14 protein-coding genes are annotated in these 20429 nt (G+C 50.8%); 10 read left to right on the top strand and 4 right to left on the bottom strand.

All coding sequences use genetic code 11. From position 1 onward, the window contains the following. Position 1: 1 nt before the first annotated feature. Positions 2 to 1438, bottom strand: coding sequence for a sulfatase family protein (locus tag Pla110_RS16445; protein ID WP_144997200.1), 1437 nt, complete (start codon positions 1436 to 1438; stop codon positions 2 to 4). Between the two features lie 258 nt (positions 1439 to 1696). Between Pla110_RS16445 and Pla110_RS16440 the strand changes: the two genes are divergently transcribed. Beyond that, positions 1697 to 2329: a MarR family winged helix-turn-helix transcriptional regulator gene (locus Pla110_RS16440; RefSeq protein WP_197440247.1), complete on the top strand. Its 633-nt coding sequence runs from the start codon at positions 1697 to 1699 to the stop codon at positions 2327 to 2329. On the opposite strand, the gene Pla110_RS16435 is transcribed toward Pla110_RS16440, so the two are convergent. Further along, complete coding sequence (locus tag Pla110_RS16435) at positions 2326 to 3489, bottom strand: aminotransferase class V-fold PLP-dependent enzyme (RefSeq protein WP_144997196.1); 1164 nt, start codon at positions 3487 to 3489, stop codon at positions 2326 to 2328. The two genes, Pla110_RS16440 and Pla110_RS16435, sit on opposite strands and share 4 nt — an antisense overlap. A gap of 182 nt (positions 3490 to 3671) precedes the next feature. On the opposite strand from Pla110_RS16435, the gene Pla110_RS16430 reads away from it, so the two are divergent. After that, positions 3672 to 6053, top strand: coding sequence for a DEAD/DEAH box helicase (locus tag Pla110_RS16430; RefSeq protein WP_144997194.1), 2382 nt, complete (start codon positions 3672 to 3674; stop codon positions 6051 to 6053). A 50-nt stretch (positions 6054 to 6103) separates the two neighbouring features. Here Pla110_RS16430 and Pla110_RS16425 read toward each other — a convergent pair whose 3' ends face one another. Beyond that, a complete protein-coding gene (locus tag Pla110_RS16425) occupies positions 6104 to 8299 on the bottom strand; it encodes an APC family permease (RefSeq protein WP_144997192.1) in 2196 nt (731 codons plus the stop codon). Positions 8300 to 8796: 497 nt separating this feature from the next. Between Pla110_RS16425 and Pla110_RS16420 the strand changes: the two genes are divergently transcribed. Then, complete coding sequence (locus Pla110_RS16420; protein WP_144997190.1) at positions 8797 to 10080, top strand: Gfo/Idh/MocA family protein; 1284 nt, start codon at positions 8797 to 8799, stop codon at positions 10078 to 10080. A gap of 139 nt (positions 10081 to 10219) precedes the next feature. Then, positions 10220 to 11137, top strand: a complete 918-nt coding sequence (locus Pla110_RS16415; protein ID WP_144997188.1) for an aldo/keto reductase — start codon at positions 10220 to 10222, stop codon at positions 11135 to 11137. 786 nt (positions 11138 to 11923) lie between these two features. Here the strand turns inward: Pla110_RS16415 and Pla110_RS16410 are convergent. After that, on the bottom strand, positions 11924 to 12772 hold the full coding sequence (locus Pla110_RS16410) for an HpcH/HpaI aldolase family protein (RefSeq protein ID WP_144997186.1): 849 nt from the start codon (positions 12770 to 12772) through the stop codon (positions 11924 to 11926). 333 nt (positions 12773 to 13105) lie between these two features. On the opposite strand from Pla110_RS16410, the gene Pla110_RS16405 reads away from it, so the two are divergent. The 6 genes from Pla110_RS16405 to Pla110_RS16380 all read left to right on the top strand — a co-directional run bounded on the left by Pla110_RS16405 (position 13106) and on the right by Pla110_RS16380 (position 20426). Then, the gene (locus Pla110_RS16405; RefSeq protein WP_197440246.1) at positions 13106 to 14152 is read left to right on the top strand and encodes a sialidase family protein; all 1047 of its coding nucleotides are present in this window, start codon (positions 13106 to 13108) and stop codon (positions 14150 to 14152) included. A gap of 163 nt (positions 14153 to 14315) precedes the next feature. Further along, positions 14316 to 15749 (top strand): sulfatase family protein, encoded by a 1434-nt coding sequence (locus tag Pla110_RS16400; protein WP_144997184.1) that lies wholly within the window; start codon positions 14316 to 14318, stop codon positions 15747 to 15749. 333 nt (positions 15750 to 16082) lie between these two features. Then, positions 16083 to 16637: a hypothetical protein gene (locus Pla110_RS16395; protein ID WP_144997182.1), complete on the top strand. Its 555-nt coding sequence runs from the start codon at positions 16083 to 16085 to the stop codon at positions 16635 to 16637. Positions 16638 to 16871: 234 nt separating this feature from the next. Beyond that, positions 16872 to 18029, top strand: a complete 1158-nt coding sequence (locus Pla110_RS16390) for an ABC transporter permease (protein WP_144997180.1) — start codon at positions 16872 to 16874, stop codon at positions 18027 to 18029. Between the two features lie 32 nt (positions 18030 to 18061). Further along, positions 18062 to 18736 (top strand): ABC transporter ATP-binding protein, encoded by a 675-nt coding sequence (locus Pla110_RS16385; protein WP_144997178.1) that lies wholly within the window; start codon positions 18062 to 18064, stop codon positions 18734 to 18736. Positions 18737 to 19022: 286 nt separating this feature from the next. After that, on the top strand, positions 19023 to 20426 hold the full coding sequence (locus Pla110_RS16380; protein ID WP_144997176.1) for an outer membrane protein assembly factor BamB family protein: 1404 nt from the start codon (positions 19023 to 19025) through the stop codon (positions 20424 to 20426). The last annotated feature ends 3 nt before the right edge of the window (positions 20427 to 20429 follow it).

Genomic DNA, 20429 nt, shown 5'->3' with positions numbered 1-20429 from the left:
TTTATTCGGTCTTGCCCAGTCGAAGTTCCAATTGCGAGGGAACGACTTCCACTCCCGATTTATGTTGTTCCGCCAACTCCGTGAGTTCAGCAATAACTTCAGGATGTTGTTCGGCGACGTTATGAACTTCACTGGGGTCGTATTCCAAATGATACAAAACAGGCGTTTCTTCGACGACGGGTTCTCGTTGTCCATAAGAAGCCTGGGTCATGAAATGCGCTTTCCAGGGACCTTTGCGAATCGCCATTAGCCGCTGGCCGCGGTAATAGTACATGACTTCCCGGGGGCTTTTGCTGTTCTCTTTAATCACTTTAGTCAGGTCGTAACCATCGACAGGCCGGTCGTCGGGAACTTTTCCTCCTGCCAGGTTGATGCTGGTCACGTAGAGATCCATGGTGCTGCCCAGTTCGGCGGTGGATGTTCCGGCAGGAATAGTTCCCGGCCACCAGGCGATGCATGGTTCCCGCATTCCCCCTTCCCAAGTAGAGCCTTTTCCATCCCGCAGCAGACCCGCAGAGCCTCCCTGTAAACCATGAGTCAACCAAGGTCCATTGTCGCTGGTGAAAAAGACGAGTGTTTTGTGATCGAGATTCTGTTCACGCAATGTCTGGAGTATCTGTCCGACGGACCAATCCAGTTCTTCGATGACATCTCCATAAAGACCGCGACGGCTTTTGCCTGCGAAATCCTCGGAGCGAAAGAGTGGGATATGCGGCATGCTGTGGGGGAGGTATACGAAGAAGGGGTTCTCTTCGTTTTCTTTGATGAATCGGATCGCTTCTTCCGTATACCGTTTCGTGATGGTGGGTTGGTGGCTGGGACGCTCAATTTCTTTCGTCCCCCGAAGGATGGGATTGTTCCAGTACTCGACTTCAGGAGCATTAAAAGCGGCCCGTCCCCGAGGGCTGTCTGCGGCCCGGTCCATGTCGTTGGAATAAGGAATTCCAAAGTATTCGTCGAAGCCATTGTTCGTTGGCAGAAATTGGGGAAGATGCCCCAAATGCCATTTGCCAAAGCAACCTGTGGCGTAACCCGCCTCCTTGAGTGCTTCCGGAAGTAAAACCTCTGATTCCGGAATACCGCCTGCCGAGTCGGGGTAGAGAACCCGTTTGGTGTTACTGCACATCCCACTACGAATGGGGAGCCTGCCCGTCATCAACGCGGCTCGAGACGGGGTACAAACAGGTGACGCGGAATAAAACTGCGTCAGTTTCATTCCCTCAGCCGCCATTCGATCAAGGTGAGGGGTTTGGATCGTGGGGTGTCCGAAACAGCCTAAATCACCATACCCCAAGTCATCGCAGAAGATGATGACAATGTTGGGTTGGTTCGATTTGGACTCTGCTGATTGGGCCTGTAATGTCGTCGCCGCTCCACTGGATATCAGAAGGTGAGCAAGGAAATAGGAAAAGTAAGACCAGTGAGCAGTAGATGGCATCAATACGATCCTTTCCCGCCACGAAGCGGGGCATAGTGAGTGTTGAATGAATGCAAAGAATTCTATCTTCTCCAGATTAACGCATCGGAGGAGAGAGAGCAGCCATCGATGCCAAAATTTTGCTGGAATATGCAGACGAACTCGATTCCCACTCAAGAGAGTGATCCTTCGTAGCCGAAGTATGAACTGGTTAAGGGAATATTTCCGGGTCACGAAAGCAGTGAATTGCCCGGCAGAATCAGTTCGGAGTGGATGACGATGGAGCAGAACCGACACGCAGAAGCAGCCCCGGATCCATTTGCGGATTCGCCGGAATCTTTGCTCTCGAATACCTTCGCCGAAGATCGGCAGTCGATCCCGTTTCCGCAGGAGTCGGCAGCAACGAAACCTGTTGATTCGGTTGAGCAGGAAACAACCCTGCTGTTGCGGACAGTTCTCGGGCAGATCGATGAAGAGTTACAGCTGGTCTACGATCAGAGCGATTTAAACGAAGCCCGGATCGAGATTCTGAAAGCCCTTTCACTCGCCCATCCCCAAGGCTGTACGCAGGTCGAACTGGCACAGAGCCTCGGCCAGTCCGAAGCGAACATCAGTGCGATGGTCGCTCGGATGCGGCGCGATGGTTGGGTTTACCGAATTCGCTCTCAGGCGGATCGACGGAAATCGAACCTGCTGCTGACGACGAAATCGCTACAAATCCTCGGTCAGGTTCAGGGGCAAATCAACCAACTTCTCACTCGATTGTTTGCATCTTTACATCAGAACGAATCCCAGCAGTTGCTAAGCCTCCTGGGTAAGTTACACCTGAGGCTGACCTCCTCTGCTCATCCTGCTGCACCGGTAGAGTATCTGAAAACGGCAGGAAAACAGAGCGAACGCCCTGTGGCTTAAGCCGATGCTGTTGCGGATTCAATCGCGTCGATTAATCGATCGATCTCTTCGCCATTCGTATAAAGGTGCGGACTGATGCGAATGGCACCTCCCCGTGAATTCACGAGTACCCCCTGCTCTCGGCAGGCGCGTTGGATTGCGGATGCATCAACCTGATCAAAACGAACGGAAACAATTCCGGAACGGTTTTCGAACTTACGCGGGCTGAGAACTTCCCCACCGATTTGTTCCAGTCGGCAGCGAATCTGCTCGTTGAGTGCAAGTAGACGTTGTTCGATATTGTCGACACCGATGTCCAAGAGTAATTTCAAACTCTCCCCGAGCGCGGTAATCAAACCATGGTTGGCCGTCCCTCCTTCGTAGCGAGAAGCATTCTGTTTGAGTTCTCGATCCAGTTTGTCGAAACTCCAGGTTTCTTCCACGCTGTTCCAGCCAGTCATGATCGGACGGAGCAGGTTTAAGAGATCCTGTTTGACATAAAAGAATCCGGCCCCCTCAGGTCCAAGCAACCATTTGTGTCCGTCGGCGGAGAGGAAGTCAATTCCCATTGATTCCACATCAATTGGCAGAACGCCCAACCCTTGAATCGCGTCGACCATCAGGTAAGCATTGCGGCTGTGCGTGAGGTCAGAGATCGCTTTCAGGTCATGTCGCCAACCACTGACGTAGTTCACCCACGAAAGGGTGAGCAGACGGGTGCGGTCATCGAAAGCTTCGGCGATTTCCGACAGGCTGACGCGTCCCCGGTCGGTCGGGACAACACGGAGTTCGACTCCTTTAGCTTTCAGTTCGCGCCAGGGGATGTAGTTCGTCGGAAATTCTCCCGAAAGCGTGACGACGTTGTCCCCCTCTTTCCAGGGGAAGCCCTCCACGACGAAGTTAATTCCTTCGGTAGTATTGTGAACGAGCGCGATCTCTTCCGTTTTCGCCCCCAGGAGGGTCGCTCCCAGATTGCGGACTTCTTCCGTCTGTTGCCGCCAGGCTCCCCAACCCTGCATGGCTCCCAGGGCGGCCTGGTCCGTCCAGCGGTGCAACGCCTGCTGAGCGTTCCGGGTAATAGGGGCGACGGCAGCGTGATCGAAATAGGCCCATTTTTCGGTAATAGGCATTTGGCTTCGGAAGCGATCCCAAATGGTGTCCGTTCGTTCTTCAAGTAACATTCTCGTCCTGCCTTGATTCGTTTCTGTGCGCTGTCGCGACGGCTGAGGGTTTTCTCTATGATTAAACTGTCTTTAGGGTTATCTCATGAAACTCTACTTTCCAGTTTTTGTTTCATGGCGTCCTCTCAACTGGACAACTTTCTGCGAAACAGGTTCACTCTTCGGAAGCGACTCGATTTTATATGTCTGAATTTAATGCACCCGACCCGACGGTCTCACGGGATGAACTCTGTTCTGAATATCTCGATTTGCTTCCGTTCGAACCTTACCCCGTTCAGGAAGAAGCGCTTCTCGCCTGGTTCAGTACTAAGACGGGTGTCTTGGTATGTGCCCCGACTGGTACCGGGAAAACTCTCATTGCTGAAGCTGCCATTTACGAGGCACTGCGAACCGGCACTACGACCTACTATACTACCCCTTTGATCGCATTAACCGATCAAAAATTCCGTGAGCTGCAGGAGAAAGCGGCTCTCTGGGGGTTTGATCCCAACGACGTCGGACTGGTCACGGGCAACCGAAGTGTCAATCCGAACGCAAAAGTCCTGGTGGTCGTCGCGGAGATTCTGCTGAACCGATTGCTGCATACAGAGGCCTTTGATTTCAAAGATGTTTCTTCGGTCGTTATGGATGAGTTCCACAACTTCGCCGATCGGGAACGCGGGATTGTCTGGGAGCTGTCCCTCACCTTGCTTCCCAAGCACATCCGCTTAATGTTGCTCTCGGCGACAGTCGGTAATACGGCTGAGTTCCTGAACTGGTTGACGCTCAGTCATGGACGTCGACTCCAACTTGTGCAGAGCTTCGAACGCAAAGTTCCTCTCCGATATGAGTGGGTGGAAGATCAACTGCTGAGCGAGCAATTGGAACTGATGACCGACGGCGACGAAGCGGATCGAAAAACGCCCGCGTTGGTATTCTGCTTTAATCGAGAACAATGCTGGTCCGTCGCGGAGCATCTGAAGGGGAAACATCTCGTCGATAAACCAACACGGGAACGGCTCAATCAGGAATTGGAAAAACATGATTTCTCTCACGGAGCGGGGCCTAAAATTAAACAGATTCTGCTTAGAGGCGTAGGAGTTCACCACGCCGGGGTACTTCCTTCCTTTCGGCGAATCGTCGAGGATCTGTTTCAGCAGAAGCTCCTCTCTGTTTGTGTTTGTACCGAAACGCTAGCAGCGGGAATCAATCTCCCTGCGAGGTCGGTTGTTTTGACAGAATTGTTGAAGGGGCCACCGAAAAAGAAAAAGCTGATGGAAGCAAGCGGCGCTCATCAGATGTTTGGCCGCGCGGGGCGACCGCAGTTTGATACACAAGGGTACGTATTCGCGCTGGCTCACGAAGATGACGTCAAAATTAGTCGCTGGAAAGTGAAATACGATCAGATTCCGGAAGACACCAAAGACCCGCTGCTGATCAAAGCCAAGAAGAAAATGAAAAAGAAGGCCCCGACCCGTCGCAGTACTTTCCAATACTGGTCGGAAGCTCAATTCGAAACATTGCAGACCTCTCCTCCGGGAAAGCTGTATTCGAATGGTCCCCTGCCCTGGCGGTTGCTCGCGTATCTGTTGACTATTTCTCCAGATGTCAGTCGCATTCGAGAATTCATCGCCCTTCGATTGATGGAACCAAAACAACGCGAGCTGGCTGAGAAAGAGCTAACACAAATGCTGATCAGTCTGGAGATCGGTGAATACGTCAAACTCGATCCTCCCCCGCCAAAACCAAAGACAGAAGAAGAAAAGCAGGAAGAAGAACCCGCCAAGAAACCGCAGGGAACTTTCGGGGCACTACTGATGGAAGCCCGCGAAGACGCTGGAACAGGTGAAGCGAAACAGAAGAAGAAAAAAACGGAGGATGTTCCCGAACGGGAAATTTATGCTCCTCAATATGCACATCCTCAATCGAAGATGCATCAGCTGCTGAAGTTTCGTAGCGTCAACCCGCTTTATGGCGTCTTTCTGACAGAAGTACTCGCTCAGGCGGAGCCGGAGGAACGGATTCAGGCCTTTGAGTCTGTGTTGGAAATGCCTGGTTCAGTAGCTCGTAATGTAAGGGTCCCCTATCCTGAAGTCATGCCGCCAGGAAATCTGGCTCGTGAGTTTCTTGACCAGGAGGTCATCAGGCGGGGGTTGGCAGCACATGATGAACTCTATCCCTCGCGAGACGATGACATTCCGTTCGAAGAACGCCGCTGGCCGATTCCCTTCGCCGATAAGTTACGGATGCTATTTCATTCCGACTTCCCGAGAGTTCGCGATTTCCGCATTACTCCCGTCTGGTGCGCGGGGGATTTTCTTACGTTTAACGCGGACTTCAACAAGTATGTCAGTGGTCGCGACCTGGTCAAACAGGAAGGTATTATTTTCAAGCATCTGTTACGACTCATTCTGCTGCTGGAAGAGTTTGAACAAGTCACTCCTCCCGGTCTCACCGATGGGGAATGGAAAGACCAGCTTCGCGAAATGGGGGAGACGCTCACCCGAGGGTGCCGCGATATCGATCCAACCAGCACGAACGAAATGCTGGAATCGGCTCATCTCCGTCAGGAAATGATTATTTAAAAAACGCGATGCATCCGATTGCAGGACCGCGATCGGATGGTTGTCGTTTTTTACGATTCCAGTTCCATCCCGCCGGCACTGTTAACGAATAAGACGCGCGGCAAGTTTCCGGCGAATGTTTCCATGTGGTTGAAGAACTCGGCCTCTTTGCCCTCTTCGGGAGGTTCGAAACCGAGGATGACGATTGCCGCATTACGGGAATGGTGTTGAATCGCCGTTTCTGCGTTCTCGGAAACAATGGCGATCGGTTCGACGGAGATTCGCGCCATCGCGGATTGTTCTTCAATGTGATTGATTACATCCTCGCGACCGGTTTCAGTGGAAACGGAACGCAGCATCCGAATGGGATTGCCGCGCCATTCCGGGTTCTGGTGAAGCAGGTGAGCCAGCAAGAGCATCAGCGATCCGTTTTTCTTCCCTCTCCACCAGACGTCGATGGTTCCGTGGGGAACGTCCCAGGCATTGTCGACGTCGGCATCCAGGAATCGGACGGCAATTACGCTACGACCCAGCCTGGAAACAAGCCGAACGGTCGCACCAAATGTTTCCGATTTTTGTTCGTCACCGGGCCAACCAAGCAGAATCGTGTTGGGACGTAATCCACCGATTCCATGGCATTGTACCAATGCTTCGATTCCGTCAGAAATATACGGAGAAATCACGACAGCGGGAAAGGCGAGCAGCTCTTCATCATTAATGAAGTTCCGCAAAGTCTCTTCAAACTTTGCCCGTCGTTCGGCGTAGTCTTCAATGTTGCCCGTCACAATATGGCCCAGACTGAGAATCCCATGTCCGGAGGTCAGCCAGTGACCATAAATCGCCAGGTGGGGACGCGTCCAGGCGGTGCCGCTCAGGGCCAGGATAATCGGACGCCAGTTCTTCGGGTGGTAAACTTCCTGTTCCAGTCGCAGCAGATTCTGTCTCGATCGTTCGAAAATGACTCCACTGTTCAAATCGCCCCAACGGGATTCAATTTCACGAAAGCGAATATACCAGTGCAATCCGGCGATCATGAGAATGGAGATGGTTGCCCAGACCCAGTTCATCAGAAACATCACGGCAAGACAACCGAGTGTACCGGCCAGAGAAACGGACCAGTGGCAGTATTTGAATGTCGGTCGGTAACTTGGGTTATGGGTAACGGCCTCATAGAACGTGGCGAGATTGAGCAGCCCGTAAGTGATCATAAAGAACATCGTGATGATCGGAGCGATCGCGTTCAAATCTCCCAGCAGGATACAGAGCTGAGCGATGACGAAAGTGACGACGGTGGCTCGTCGTGGTTCTCGCGTTGCTCCGCTTCCTGCTCCAAAGAATCTGAGCGAATGAAAAATCTCGTCTTTGGAGAACGCCTGCAGAATTCGAGGGGCGCCCATCATGGAGCCAAGTGCGGAGGACAACGTTGCCGCAAAGACACCGACAGTGATTAAAGCGGGCCAGACGGCGATGTCTTTCATGATCAGATTGTTGTTGATCAATTCGTCATGAGATCGAACAGTTCCCAGCACCAGTGCCAACGTCATGTAAATCAGGCCAGTGACCAATACGGCCCACAAGGTTCCTGTCGGAATGGATTGGGAAGGACGCTTCAAGTCCCCGGACATATTTGCCCCGGCCATAATGCCTGTTACTGCGGGAAAGAAGAGGGCGAACATTGTAAACAGGGATTCGCCCGATTCAAAATGGGGCTGAAGATTGGTTTGCAGTAGTTCCAGGTTGATATCCGGGATGGCTCCGGCGAAAAAGGAAACCAGCGATAGTGCCAGTGCAGCCAGAATGAAATACTGGACCTTGATGGCCCAACTTGCCCCGATGTAAACGCAAATAAACGTCCCTATATTGACAACGGTCGCAATGGCGATGAAGTGATCTGCCGAGAGATTGTAAGTCATCAGGAATGCTTCCGTAAAACCGATGACATACATCGCTACAGAAATTGCCTGCGCCAGATAAAAGACGACACCGATGGCCCCACCGAATTCAACACCCAGGCTTCTGCTGATCAGATAATAGGCTCCCCCACCTTTGACTCTCGTGTTGGTGGCAATGGCCGACAGGGATAATGTCGTGAATGTAGTGATCAACTTGGAGGCGGCGACGATCAGTAGTGCAAACAACACACCGGATTGTCCGACGACCTGGCCAAATCGAAGAAACATAATAACGCCAAGAATTGTTAACGTACACGGAGTGAATACACCTCCGAACGTGCCGAACTTGGAGTCCGCTGGTTCATCCTGAGCCATGAAAGTCTTTCTGGCAGTCATGAAGCCACAGAATGCGGCTTCGCTCTGTATTAGGTAAAGCCCTGCCCGAATGGGAAAAGGAGCTGTGCAGTTGGGAAGAAAAGCTGTTGAGTATCGATTTTGTCCGACCACTATCCCGGAAATGAACTGGCTCGACAAGGTGACTTCGGGAACCGCATAAAGACGTGAAGACTCTTCAATCCCGAAAAATGAAATTGACGGCTCCCAGCAGGCAATTCGAGTGATTCATACAAATTCCGATTCGGGTTCGCAATTCCTACGGCGAACCAATTCATCAGTTAATAAATAGGGTGAATCTAGACCGCAAAAGTGTATGCATTTTGATTGATCTAGGCTCAGCCTCCTTGTACACTTAAATGCATACTGATTTAACTGAATACTCTGATTTAACTGAATACTGATCCATTCGCTGATTCAACTAACGAGAGTAAATCCGGGTTTAATCGGATGCTCTACATAATTGAGGAGATGACTGCATGACGGAAGGTCTGCATCGACGACAGTTTCTGGGACAAACCGCACTGGGAGCCGCTGGGCTGACGGCGCTGAATTCCGCGATCGCACGAGGGGCTGATGAAGAGCCCAGTAAAGTGGTCATCGGTGTGATGGGAATGCAGCGTGGAAAGGCTCTCGCCGCTAGATTCATCACTCAACCGGGTGTCGAAATTCGATATACCTGCGATACCGATTCCGGTCGAGCAGAAGCAGGTGCCTCCGCTGTAGAGAAATCAGGTGCAGCACGCCCCAAAGCGATCGGCGACTTTAATGAGATTCTGAACGATCCTGAAGTCGACGCCCTGGTTTGTGCCGCTCCCAACCACTGGCACGCTCCTGCAACCATTCTCGCTTGTGCTGCTGGAAAGCATGTCTATGTCGAGAAGCCCTGTTGCCATAATCCCTATGAAGGGGAAGTGATGATTCAGGCGGCTCGCAAGCATAACCGAGCCGTACAGATGGGGTCTCAGCGTCGAAGCTCGGCCAACATTCAAAAAGCGATTCAGCTAATGCACGACGGTGCCATCGGTCGTGTTTATTCCGCTAAGGCGTATCACAGCGCTAACCGGGGAACGATTGGTACGGGAAAACCAGCCGATGTTCCGGCAGAACTCGATTACGAGTTGTGGCAAGGTCCTGCTCCACGAACTCCTTATCTGGATAACCGGGTGCATTACAACTGGCACTGGTTCTGGCATTGGGGTAACGGCGAACTCGGCAACAATGGTATCCATTCACTCGACCTGTGCCGCTGGGGACTGGGTGTCGAATACCCCATCAAAGTCACCTCCACGGGGGGGCGTTATGCATATCAGGATGATCAACAGACGGCTGATACGCATTCGGTTGGCTTCGAGTTCAAAGATCGCAAAGCGATCACCTGGCAGGGACTGAGCTGTAATGGTCACAAAGACGGTTTCGCCACCTTCTACGGTGAAACCGGCACGATCGCTATTGATTCGAGTGGTGGTTTCCAGCAGTTCAATAAAACTGATAGTGTGGTGTTGGAAGAAAAAGGAAACAACGGCGATTTAGAACACATCGTCGACTTCATTAACGCCGTGCGGACCAATGAACCTCTGAAGTTGAATGCTGAGATCGAAGAAGGGCACAAAAGTACGCTGCTCTGTCATCTTGGAAATATTGCCCATCGCACAGGGCGAACCCTCAACTGCAATCCTGATAACGGTCACATCATCGGCGACGATGCGGCGATGAAGTACTGGAAACGGGAATACGAACCGGGCTGGGAGCCACAGGTATAGGCTTGCCCTCTGTATGACAAATCCAAAAAGCGGCTCTTTCCATTGGGAGGAGCCGCTTTTTTTGTTATCAATCGAACCAGTAAACGGTGACGGTAACGATCAGTCCGCATGAACGGCGAAATGACAAAGCGAGATAAAAATGAAACTGAAAAGTTTGGGGCAAACGGACCTGCAGGTGAGTGAAATCGGCATGGGGTGCGTCACTTTCGGTCGCGAAATTGATCAGGCAAGTTCCTTTGAGATCCTGGATTATGCACTGGAAAAAGGAATCAACCTTCTCGATACCGCTGCCGCTTACGCTGCAGGCGCTTCGGAACAGGTTGTCGGAGGTTGGATGAAGGATCGTGGCTGCCGAGATCAGGTTGTGCTGGCCACGAAGGTCAATGGAGAGCTGACCCGGGATTATGTCCTCCGTTCAGCAGAGGAGAGTCTGGAGCGATTACAGACGGACTGTATCGACTTATACCAGTTACATAGCTGGGACAATACGACACCATTGGAGGAGACTCTCGGAGCCTTGGAGGAGCTCGTTCAGGCGGGAAAGGTGCGGTTCATTGGGTGCAGCAATTTCCAAGCCTGGCAGTTGGCCAAGGGTTTGCTCTGGTCCGCTTCCACAGGGGGACCCCGAATTGAATCGATTCAGCCCCCTTATAATCTGGTTCAAAGGGAAATCGAGAGCGACGTGTTGCCACTCTGTCAGGACCAGAAGGTGGGCGTCCTCAGTTACAGTCCGCTGGGGGCGGGCTTCCTGACAGGCAAGTATAGCCGCGATGGAGAAGTGCCCACGGGCTCTCGATTCGACGTCATTCCGGGGCATCAACCGATTTACTTTTCCGAACGTGGGTATAGTGTGATCGACGATCTGCGAAAACTTGCAGAGGAAACCGGCATCCCCATGCTACAACTTGCACTACGTTGGGTCATTCAAAACGAAGGGGTCACTTCGATGCTGGTCGGAGCACGGGAACGGCGTCATCTCGACCAGGCGTTTGCGGCGAGAGAGCTGAATCTTACTGCCGATTCAAAGTCCCGGTTGGATGAGATCGGTCAGGAGTGATGCCAGATTTCGAAGTCTCAGCATTCTTTAATTAATGAAATATTAAGTGGTTAAAAAAAAAGAGCGTCACAGGAATGAACCTGTAACGCTCTATATGTGCCAAGTGGAGGTAAGTGCGGGCCAACGCTAACCCCCGAAGGCGATCAATTAATATGCAGTAACTGTGCCGAAGAGCTGGAATTCTTTCGTTTTTTTGGAAACCGCTCTAATAGCAGCTTCTAATCGCTTATACTCGTCGATTTGGCGAAAATGCTCAAATTCCGAGAAGTGTTGCAAAATTGCACGGATGTGCTGTTTTGGTACAGCTTTTCGTGCGGGTGTTGCAAAATGTTGCATAAATCGACGCGCAAAAAAACCCGGAAGGGACGGTTAACCTAGGGGGGCTAAGGTGGCCGATCCGCTCCCGGGGGCGATTGTAATCTAATAAATTCGCGTTCCTTCAAGCCAGGCATTCTGAAACCGGTCTGCATCCTTGCTCGCGGCTCAGGCCTGCACAGTTTCTAATGAAACACGTGCTCAACATCTCCCATTTGAACATCCTTGCTCCAGGAGATGAAAAATACAACTTGAATTCTGCTATAGTGTTAGATCAACTTAAATGTCCAAAAATGGGCTGGTTGATCAACGCGGCGAAAAATAGTGGTTTCGCATTTTTAAGTCAACAGGTTTTTGAAAATTACTTTCAAGAAATAGGCCTCTAATCCAAAGTGGTTGGATAGGTCTTGCAGGTTGACTGGGCAGAATAGTGCTTCGGTTGATGTGTCTCACGCTGTTTTTCCAGCGGTTTTAGCCTTTATAACCCGCCTCTTCGCGGCCAACGCTGCTTCCGCTAGCTCCTTCGGCTGTTCCGTCGATCACTTTACGGAGTCCGTCCCCTTTCTGGCAGAACCAGTCGTAAAGAACGCTGACATCGGTTCCCATACAGAAATGTTTCACTCCGAGATCAAGGTACCGCTTGGCTTGATCGGGTGAACCGATTTCCGCACGAGGGGCAACTCCGGCTTCGAGGGAGACTTTGATCAGACGCTCTTCTGCTTCGACCACTTTGGGATGCTTAAACTGGCCAGTCAGCCCCAGGTTCATGGAATAGTCTGCTGGACCGAATTGAACCATGTCGACCCCTTTGACGTTGACGATGGCTTCCATGTTGTCGATGGCTGGAACCTTTTCCATCATCACGGCGACAACAGCGTCGTCGAGCGCTTTGACGAATGCGGGTGTTCCCGCTTCGAGTACGAATCCGACATCACGCCGCATGCCGACACCATGCAGGCCATCGGAACCGGGACATTCTGCCCGTGTCGCTTTCACGCAGAATTCGGCATCTTCCACCGTTCGAATATCAGCGAAGAGCAAGTTCTGGATCCCGGAACCGATCGAGCGAATCGCCAATTGCAGTCGTGGTTCCTGTTCGACTTTCATCATTCCGGAGAAATTATCGAACAGATCAATCGCGCGACCGATATTTTCCAGAGCATAGAGATCGTAAGGGGCATATTCCCCCACAAACTCAACGTAGTCAAATTGCTTGGAGTGACCAATCAATTCAATCACCGTGGGCCAGGAAAGGTGAGCGTGCGTGCCCAGTGTGGGTTTATCGGCGTCAAGTAATTCGCGGAGGCGATTCGGTCGCATGGAAATAATTGCTTTCTGTTGCGGAACGGGAAGAACGTGTTTTGATTTCGGAACCACGTCCAAATACGGTTCACCAATCAGCTCGATTCTCGCATATTTAAACGACGACGAAAAGGAACCCGGTTTTTCTGGTCTGACGGCAGTTCGTATCTGAAGGACAGACTGATGGGGCTACTGCGGGTGCCATTGGGCAATCCACAAAAAAAGGGTTGTCCTCCCGGGTTTAAGTTGTGTTACCCTTTTAGGGTCGATTATGCTTTAGTCTTGTGTCTTAATAGTGAAAACAGTGGATCAAATAATGATCTAAGTTTGTGTGTTCAAACCGAGGGACTTATGAAACAACTGCGACTTACATCAGCAATTCTCTGTCTGGCAACTTTGTTGTCTTTACAGGGACTGACAGCATCGTCTGTGCATGCCGACGACGAGATCAAAATCGTCAGCACTCAGAAAATCTGGGATAAGGCTCCGCACAATGCCTTCACCGACCTCGTTTTTCATAATGGGGAATGGTTTTGTGTCTTCCGTGAAGGAATGGGACATATCTCGCCCGATGGTGCACTGCGAGTGCTCGTTTCCAAAGATGGAGAGACCTGGGAATCAGCGGCGTTAATCACTTCTGACGATGCTGACCTGCGAGATGCGAAGATTACTGTGCACCCGGATGGACGCCTGATGCTGTGTGGTGCAGGCTATATGTCGGCTTACGCGAAACAAAAAGAAGCGGGCGAGGAACTGACGGCGACCAAGCATGAATCGTACGTCTGGTTTTCTGAAGATGGACGCAAATGGTCCGAGCCGGTTTTCATCGGAGATAAAAACAACTGGCTCTGGCGAGTCACCTGGCACGATGGAACGGCATATGGCGTGGGATATCACACGGGTGATAAACGAGGAACCATTCTATATTCTTCTAAAAACGGAACAGAATTCACACCGTTAGTGAAGCCCTTCAATGATGAAGGTTACACCAACGAGAGTTCAATTATCTTCACCGAAGATGACACTGCCTACTGTCTGTTACGACGAGACAGCAGTCCTCACAACACGGGCCTCTGGGGAACTTCACGACCCCCTTACACCGAATGGGACTTCAAAGATACGGGTGTCCGGTTGGGTGGTCCTCACATGCTGCAGTTGCCGGATGGTCGCATTGTGGCGGCAGTTCGGCTCTACGATGCCCCTGTGAGAACGTCTCTCTGTTGGATCGATCCTGAGACAGCCAAGGTCACTGAATTCCAGAAACTTCCTTCGGGCGGTGATACCAGTTACGCCGGTCTTGTCTGGAAAGATGGCATGCTGTGGGTCAGCTACTATTCTTCCCATGACAAGAAAACGAGCATCTACCTGTCTAAAGTAGAAATCCCGCTGGAGAAATAGTCTCGTCGGATTTGCTTTATGCTGAATTACAAACAAGGCTGTCTTCATTTAGAAGGCAGCCTTGTTTTTCGTTTCCAGTCTCAGGAATAATGGGACGATCGATCCCGATAACACGGAGACACTGATTTCTTGGATAAAATCTTATCAAACAGGACGACCAATCATGCGGCTAGAATTCATAAAGTGGACGTTCTTCGTCTTTGCAGCAGCGGCTCTATTTAATTCAACGGGAGACGCAGCAGAGCAGCCGAATATCTTGTTTATCTTCTCTGACGACCATGCTGCCTGGGCAGTCGGCGCCGCGGGTGATCCCCATGCCAAAACTCCGAACATGGATCGTATCTACCGCGAAGGGGCGACATTTACGAACGCGTTCACGGTGACCCCTGTCTGCAGTCCATCTCGTGCTGAGATGATGACCGGAAGATATGGTTCTCAATTGCAGATTACAGATTGGATAAACCCGCGAGTCGAACAAACGATGGGGCTCGATCCTGCTAACCCGGTCTGGCCGCGTTCTCTGAAGAAGGCTGGGTATCGAACAGGACTCATCGGCAAATGGCACTTGGGAACCGAAGACCGATTTCATCCAATTCAATTCGGGTACGATTACTTCATGGGGTTTCGTGCGGGGGGAAACAGGCCCCAAGATCCAACGTTGGAAATTAACGGTAAAGTACAAAAAATTACGGGACTACTACCTGATATTCTGACTGATGATGCTATCGACTTCATTCAGAAGGAAAGCGCCAAGCCGTTTCTGTTGTCCCTGCATTACCGAGCACCGCACGCCCCGTGGTTACCAGTCGCCGATTCCGACTGGGCTCCATATGAATCAATTGACCCCAAGATCCCGAACCCTGATTATCCCAACCTCGATGTGAAACTCGTAAAGCGGAAGACGAAAGAATACCTCGCTTCTGTGACAAGTGTCGATCGCAATATTGGTCGCTTACTGGAAGAACTTGACCAGTTGAATCTGTCGGAGAATACGATTGTGATCTACAGCAGCGATCATGGTTATAACATGGGGCACAACGGAATCTGGCACAAAGGGAACGGCCATTGGATACTGACCGAGTTCCCGCCCGCGACAGAAAATATTCCGCAGCGACAACGGCCCAATATGTACGATCATTCCCTTCGTGTTCCGTTAGCGATTCGATATCCCGCAATGATCAAACCCGGAACGAAGATCGATCAAACCGTAACCAATTTAGACTGGTTTGCGTCACTTCTTGATCTGGCTGATGTCGAAGTTCCTGAAGTCGCCACCCAATACGGGCGCAGTTTTGCTCCCCTACTGAAAGGTGAGAAGATGTCGGATTGGGAAGATGATTTGTATGCCGAGTACAGTACGCATCATCAGTCGAGTACACATATGCGGATGTATCGAACATCAGAGTGGAAACTGATCAGAGACTTCCTCAATCCGGAGCGGGATGAACTCTATTACATCGCTGAGGATCCTCAGGAGACAAAGAACCTGATTGCATCAACCGATCCCGAGGTAGTGGCAATCAAAGAGGATTTACACCAGCAGATTTTAGAGCGAATGAAAACGATTGGTGACCCGGTTTTGGAAACCGTAAAGTGATCTTTCGATCAAAGCGAATTGGTTCGGGTGCGAACTGTTTTTACCGTTCCAATCGAGTGGACCCGTTTAATCGATCAAAGCCTGAAAAACGGTAAAGTCCCCCTCTTCATTACGACGATACGATACTGGCGAATGACTATGCTCTACCGCCGAGACTGCCAGTCGCAGTTTATCAGGAAGAGCAAAGTTGAAACAGTTAAATCAATCAAGTAGGTAATGAAACACAACTTCCGTTCTGTTGATTCCAGAATAGAAGTGGGCAATGAGGTTGGCACCTGCGGGGTTTCTCCCGACAGAGTTCAATCTTAACCCGGTCCAGTTTGGGGGGGCACCATGAAATCAGCAGGGATGCTTTGCGCCGGTTTGATGCTCGTCACAATGATGACGGGATGTTATCACTGTTCTTATAAATACAATCCCTGCACCGGGATCACTGAGCAGCAATGTAAGAAAGTTGGCTTCTGGTGCAAGAAGGACAAACCTGGGTGCGGCAGTTGTTCAGAGATGGTGGTACCTGAATGCGGAATGCCTGCCTGTGGCATGCCCGATATGGGATGCAGCTGTGAAGCCCCCATGAGCTATGGTTGTGAAATGCCAGAGACTTGTGGATGTGGAATTCCAGAAGTGACCTGTTCACTACCGGAAACCTGTGCATACCCACCCACTTGTGGTTGTGCTATTCCGGAAACATGTGGCTGTGGTTATCCTTCATCGGCTGGGTATCCCATCTACGAATCGGGCCCCGTCTATTCGCATGAGTACTCAGCACCGAGTTCGGCTCCGCAAATGAAACGGCAACCAACCCCAACACCAGCACCGATTAAGCCTCCCGAGGATCCCTCGGCAACTCAGACTCATTACACCGTTCCCCAACGTCACTATCGATAAAGGGGAAGAACAGACGGTCACTCTTTCGAGTGAGTAAATCAAGTAATTGAGAACTGTTCAGGTTTATTAAGATATGAAAAACGCGTCCTGCAAAGCGCAGGACGCGTTTTTTTCGTTTGCTAATCCGCCAGAGGGGGCACTTCTCACTGAACACTCTATTCCCTAGAATAAAGAGACCTCACCCGCCATTCTGATATATCCCACCCCCTTGGCAACCAACGATAGCTTGATCGAATGAAACCGATTCAACTCATATTCAAGGAACTGCGTTACCATCGCGGAAATGCATTCTGGTCGGTGATGGCAGTCGCCTTAACCGTGGGAATTTTTGTGGTGGTCGCTATGATTCAATCGGCGGCCGAACGAGAGACCAAACGGATCACTCGGGACTTGGGGTTCAACCTGAGAATCATTCCCCGTGATGCCGATATGACACAGTTTTATCTCACCGGGTATACAGATCGGACAATGCCCGAGAATGTGTTGAAACGCCTCGTGGCCCAGGGGAGTGTTTCCTACAATCATCTCGTCGCGACATTGCATCAACGTGTGGAACTTGTCAGCGGTGACGAGACCGTATCCGCCATCGTCACAGGTCTGTCGGAAGAAATGTATCCGCCCGGAATGAAAAAACCAGACATGACTCCACAGATTGAACCCGGTACGGTGCATGTGGGTCATGAAATTGCAAATCAACTGAATCTTAAACGAGACGACAAGCTTCCAGTCCGAAAAGAAACCTTCACGATTGCGCGTGTGACACCCGAGATGGGGACCGCGGACGACTTACGCATCGTGGGAAATCTGGCTGATGTGCAGAGGGCCTTGGAACTTCCTGAACAAATTAATGAAGTCAAAGCGATTGACTGTCTTTGTTTGACTCCTGATGAGAACCCATTAGGAATTCTGCGAACAGAACTCGAAACAATCCTGCCCGAAGCCAAAGTCATTATGCTTTCGGAGATGGCAGAAACCCGGGCACGGCAACGGCAGTTGATGGCCAACACGATTCGGTTCGTTTCACCGATTGTATTGCTTACCTGCGGTGCCTGGCTGGTTGCTTTAGGAATGATTAATGCTCGACAACGCGTGTCGGAAATCGGGTTGCTGCGAGCTCTCGGATATGATTCCGGTTCGATTGGAATATTGTTTGTCGGTAAGGCAATCCTGCTTGGAATTGTGGGAGCTTTGATCGGTTATTACGCTGCGACCTGGCTTAGCCTTGCTTACGGTCCTGAGATGTTCCAACTGACTTCCAAAAGCCTCAAAGCCGATTCCCAATTGTTGAGACGTTCGCTGACGGTTGCCCCTCTGTTTACAGCGGTCTGTAGTCTGATTCCGACCGTGTTTGCGATAACTCGCGATCCGGCCAGAACGTTGCGACAGGACTAAACTGGACCAGACGAAACTGAACCTGGATTCGAATGCCTCCCCGAATTGAGATTTCCAACATGATTGAATTCAAAAAGGTCCAACAGCAGTTCCAGACGGGACGTGAACTGATAGAGCCTCTCGTCGATATTACCTTTAAGGTTGAACCGGGTGATTTCGCGGTGATTCAAGGAGCCAGCGGTGCGGGCAAATCGACGTTACTGTTGATTGCGGGTGGATTAATGCAGCCGACTTCGGGGACTGTTCACGTCGCCGATGTCGAAGTGACGAGCACTTCTCCTGCTCAGTTGAATCAGTTCCGTTCGAAAAAAGTTGGCTTCGTCTTTCAGATGTTCCATCTCGTTCCCTACTTGAATGTGCGCGATAATATCCGCATGGGACAACTGAATAAAGATCTGGACGCCATTGAAAAGTTGATGAAACGTCTGGGGCTGAGTTCCCGGGCGGAAAGTTTTCCCGCGATGCTGAGTGCGGGAGAACAACAGCGAACGGCGCTGGCGCGAGCGATGATCCATCAACCCTCCGTCATTCTTGCGGACGAACCTACTGGCAATCTGGACCCGGAAAACGCCGCGGAAGTTCTGGGGCTGCTCGATGAGTATCGCCGTCAGGGAGGGACTGTGCTGGCAGTATCACATGGAAGAGATATCCTTGAGTTCGCCAACCGGACACTCGTATTGAAAAATGGCAAAATCAGTTCCATTTGAACAATCAGCTCAGTTTCGTTCAGTGTCTGATCGCTCATTCACTCACTTCGTTAAATACCTGTTTTATTAAGGTTTGATCTGCTTTCGAGGTGTCGCCAAGAACAAACTGGTGCACGGGGGCGTTCAGATGCTACACTTGACTGCTGAGCAAGACTAAATTCAACAAAATGGATTCCATCCTGCTTGATACCTTCCGAAGATTTTCCCACCAGCTTCTTCCCTCCTGCCCTTAATTGATTCATTCCAAACCAATCCTCTCCGACCAATTTCTTTGAGCTGAGTTGACATGAATTTCACACGATCCCTCTTCCTTGTTGGTGGCCTGTTTACAGGGCTGGCGTTTTGTACGGTTTCTTCCGGGGAAGACTGGCCAACGTACTATCATGACTATTCCCGGTCTGGCGTTACTTCTGAATCGCTGAAGGGATATCTGGAAGAAAAGTGGGCTTGGAAATCTCGTTACCGTCCGCAGCCGGCGTGGGATGAACCTGCAAAGTGGGATGGATGGCACCGGGTCTTTGGTCTCAAGAATCGACAGGAATACGATAAAGCTTTTCATGTTGCGATTGTTGGCGACACCGTCTTCTTTGGTTCGTCCGTAGAGGACAAAGTCTACGCGCTCAATTCAAAAACGGGTGAGGAACTCTGGCGTTTTTATATGGAAGGCCCCGTCCGACTGGCTCCCACGGTCGTCGATAATAAAGTTTATGTGGGCGCTGACGATGGTTTCGTCTACTGCTTGAATAGTGCCGATGGCAAACTAATCTGGAAAAAACAGACAGGTACCGAAGACCGAAGAGTTCCGTCCAATGGACGTTTAACTTCTCTATGGGCAATTCGAACTGGTGTCGTGGTAATGGATGACATTGCCTATTTCTGCGGCGGTGTCTTTCCGTCCGAGAATGTATACCTGTTTGCTTTGAATACTGACAGTGGGGAAGAAGTCTACCGCGAGGCGATGACCGACTTTCCCGCGCAAGGGTACATGCTGGCCTCGGGTGATCGACTGTATGTTACTACGGGACGGCATCGTCCACTCGTCTTTGAACGTTCCACGGGCAAAAGAATGTATCAGGCCGATGGCGATTCGACGGGTTCGTATGCAATTCTTAATAACGATCAGTTGATTTACGGACCGGGTATCACGGGGACAGTCTCCATTCACAGTGAAGGCCAAGAAACTCAACTTGCCAGTTTCGAGGGGAATCATATTCTCGTTACGGGTGAATTGACCCTGGTGCATCAAGACAAAAAACTGGTGGCGATTGAACATCAGAAGTACGTCGATACCTTTTCTAAACGAGCAAAATTGCTTCAGCGGAAAAAACAGTTGGGTAAAGACCTCAAAAAACTGAAAGAGGACGAAGCGAAAGCAAAACTTCAAACGGAGATCGATCAGCTCAGCCAGGGAATTGACAAACTCTCCGAGATTCTCAAAGAGTGTGTTGTCTGGGAAACCGACTGTGACCATCCTTTCACTCTCATTCAATCCGGTAATCAGATTTACGCCGGAGGATTGAATGAAGTAGGAGTCTATGATCTTTCAAAAGGTCGACTTCGCCTGATCCTCCCTGTCGAGGGGGCCGCTTATGGGCTGGCAGTGGCAAATGGACGACTCGTCGTCAGTACAGACCGGGGCAATGTCCACTCGTTTGGCTCCGAAGATGAAGAAGTTGCTGCTTCAAAATAGTTT

It is taken from the genome of Polystyrenella longa, assembly GCF_007750395.1.
GTDB lineage: Bacteria > Planctomycetota > Planctomycetia > Planctomycetales > Planctomycetaceae > Polystyrenella > Polystyrenella longa.
The sequence above is the reverse complement of the archived record's forward strand: the minus strand, read 5'-3'. Positions and strand labels throughout refer to the sequence as shown.

What these genes read in the sequence shown, in the direction of transcription:
- Pla110_RS16385 (WP_144997178.1), top strand. Translation starts at nt 18,062, where the DNA reads ATGCCTCCCCGAATTGAGATTTCCAACATGATTGAATTCAAAAAGGTC.
- Pla110_RS16435 (WP_144997196.1), bottom strand. Translation starts at nt 3,489, where the DNA reads ATGTTACTTGAAGAACGAACGGACACCATTTGGGATCGCTTCCGAAGC.
- Pla110_RS16425 (WP_144997192.1), bottom strand. Translation starts at nt 8,299, where the DNA reads ATGGCTCAGGATGAACCAGCGGACTCCAAGTTCGGCACGTTCGGAGGT.
- Pla110_RS16430 (WP_144997194.1), top strand. Translation starts at nt 3,672, where the DNA reads ATGTCTGAATTTAATGCACCCGACCCGACGGTCTCACGGGATGAACTC.
- Pla110_RS16400 (WP_144997184.1), top strand. Translation starts at nt 14,316, where the DNA reads ATGCGGCTAGAATTCATAAAGTGGACGTTCTTCGTCTTTGCAGCAGCG.
- Pla110_RS16445 (WP_144997200.1), bottom strand. Translation starts at nt 1,438, where the DNA reads ATGCCATCTACTGCTCACTGGTCTTACTTTTCCTATTTCCTTGCTCAC.
- Pla110_RS16410 (WP_144997186.1), bottom strand. Translation starts at nt 12,772, where the DNA reads ATGCGACCGAATCGCCTCCGCGAATTACTTGACGCCGATAAACCCACA.
- Pla110_RS16395 (WP_144997182.1), top strand. Translation starts at nt 16,083, where the DNA reads ATGAAATCAGCAGGGATGCTTTGCGCCGGTTTGATGCTCGTCACAATG.
- Pla110_RS16380 (WP_144997176.1), top strand. Translation starts at nt 19,023, where the DNA reads ATGAATTTCACACGATCCCTCTTCCTTGTTGGTGGCCTGTTTACAGGG.
- Pla110_RS16440 (WP_197440247.1), top strand. Translation starts at nt 1,697, where the DNA reads ATGGAGCAGAACCGACACGCAGAAGCAGCCCCGGATCCATTTGCGGAT.
- Pla110_RS16390 (WP_144997180.1), top strand. Translation starts at nt 16,872, where the DNA reads ATGAAACCGATTCAACTCATATTCAAGGAACTGCGTTACCATCGCGGA.
- Pla110_RS16420 (WP_144997190.1), top strand. Translation starts at nt 8,797, where the DNA reads ATGACGGAAGGTCTGCATCGACGACAGTTTCTGGGACAAACCGCACTG.
- Pla110_RS16415 (WP_144997188.1), top strand. Translation starts at nt 10,220, where the DNA reads ATGAAACTGAAAAGTTTGGGGCAAACGGACCTGCAGGTGAGTGAAATC.
- Pla110_RS16405 (WP_197440246.1), top strand. Translation starts at nt 13,106, where the DNA reads ATGAAACAACTGCGACTTACATCAGCAATTCTCTGTCTGGCAACTTTG.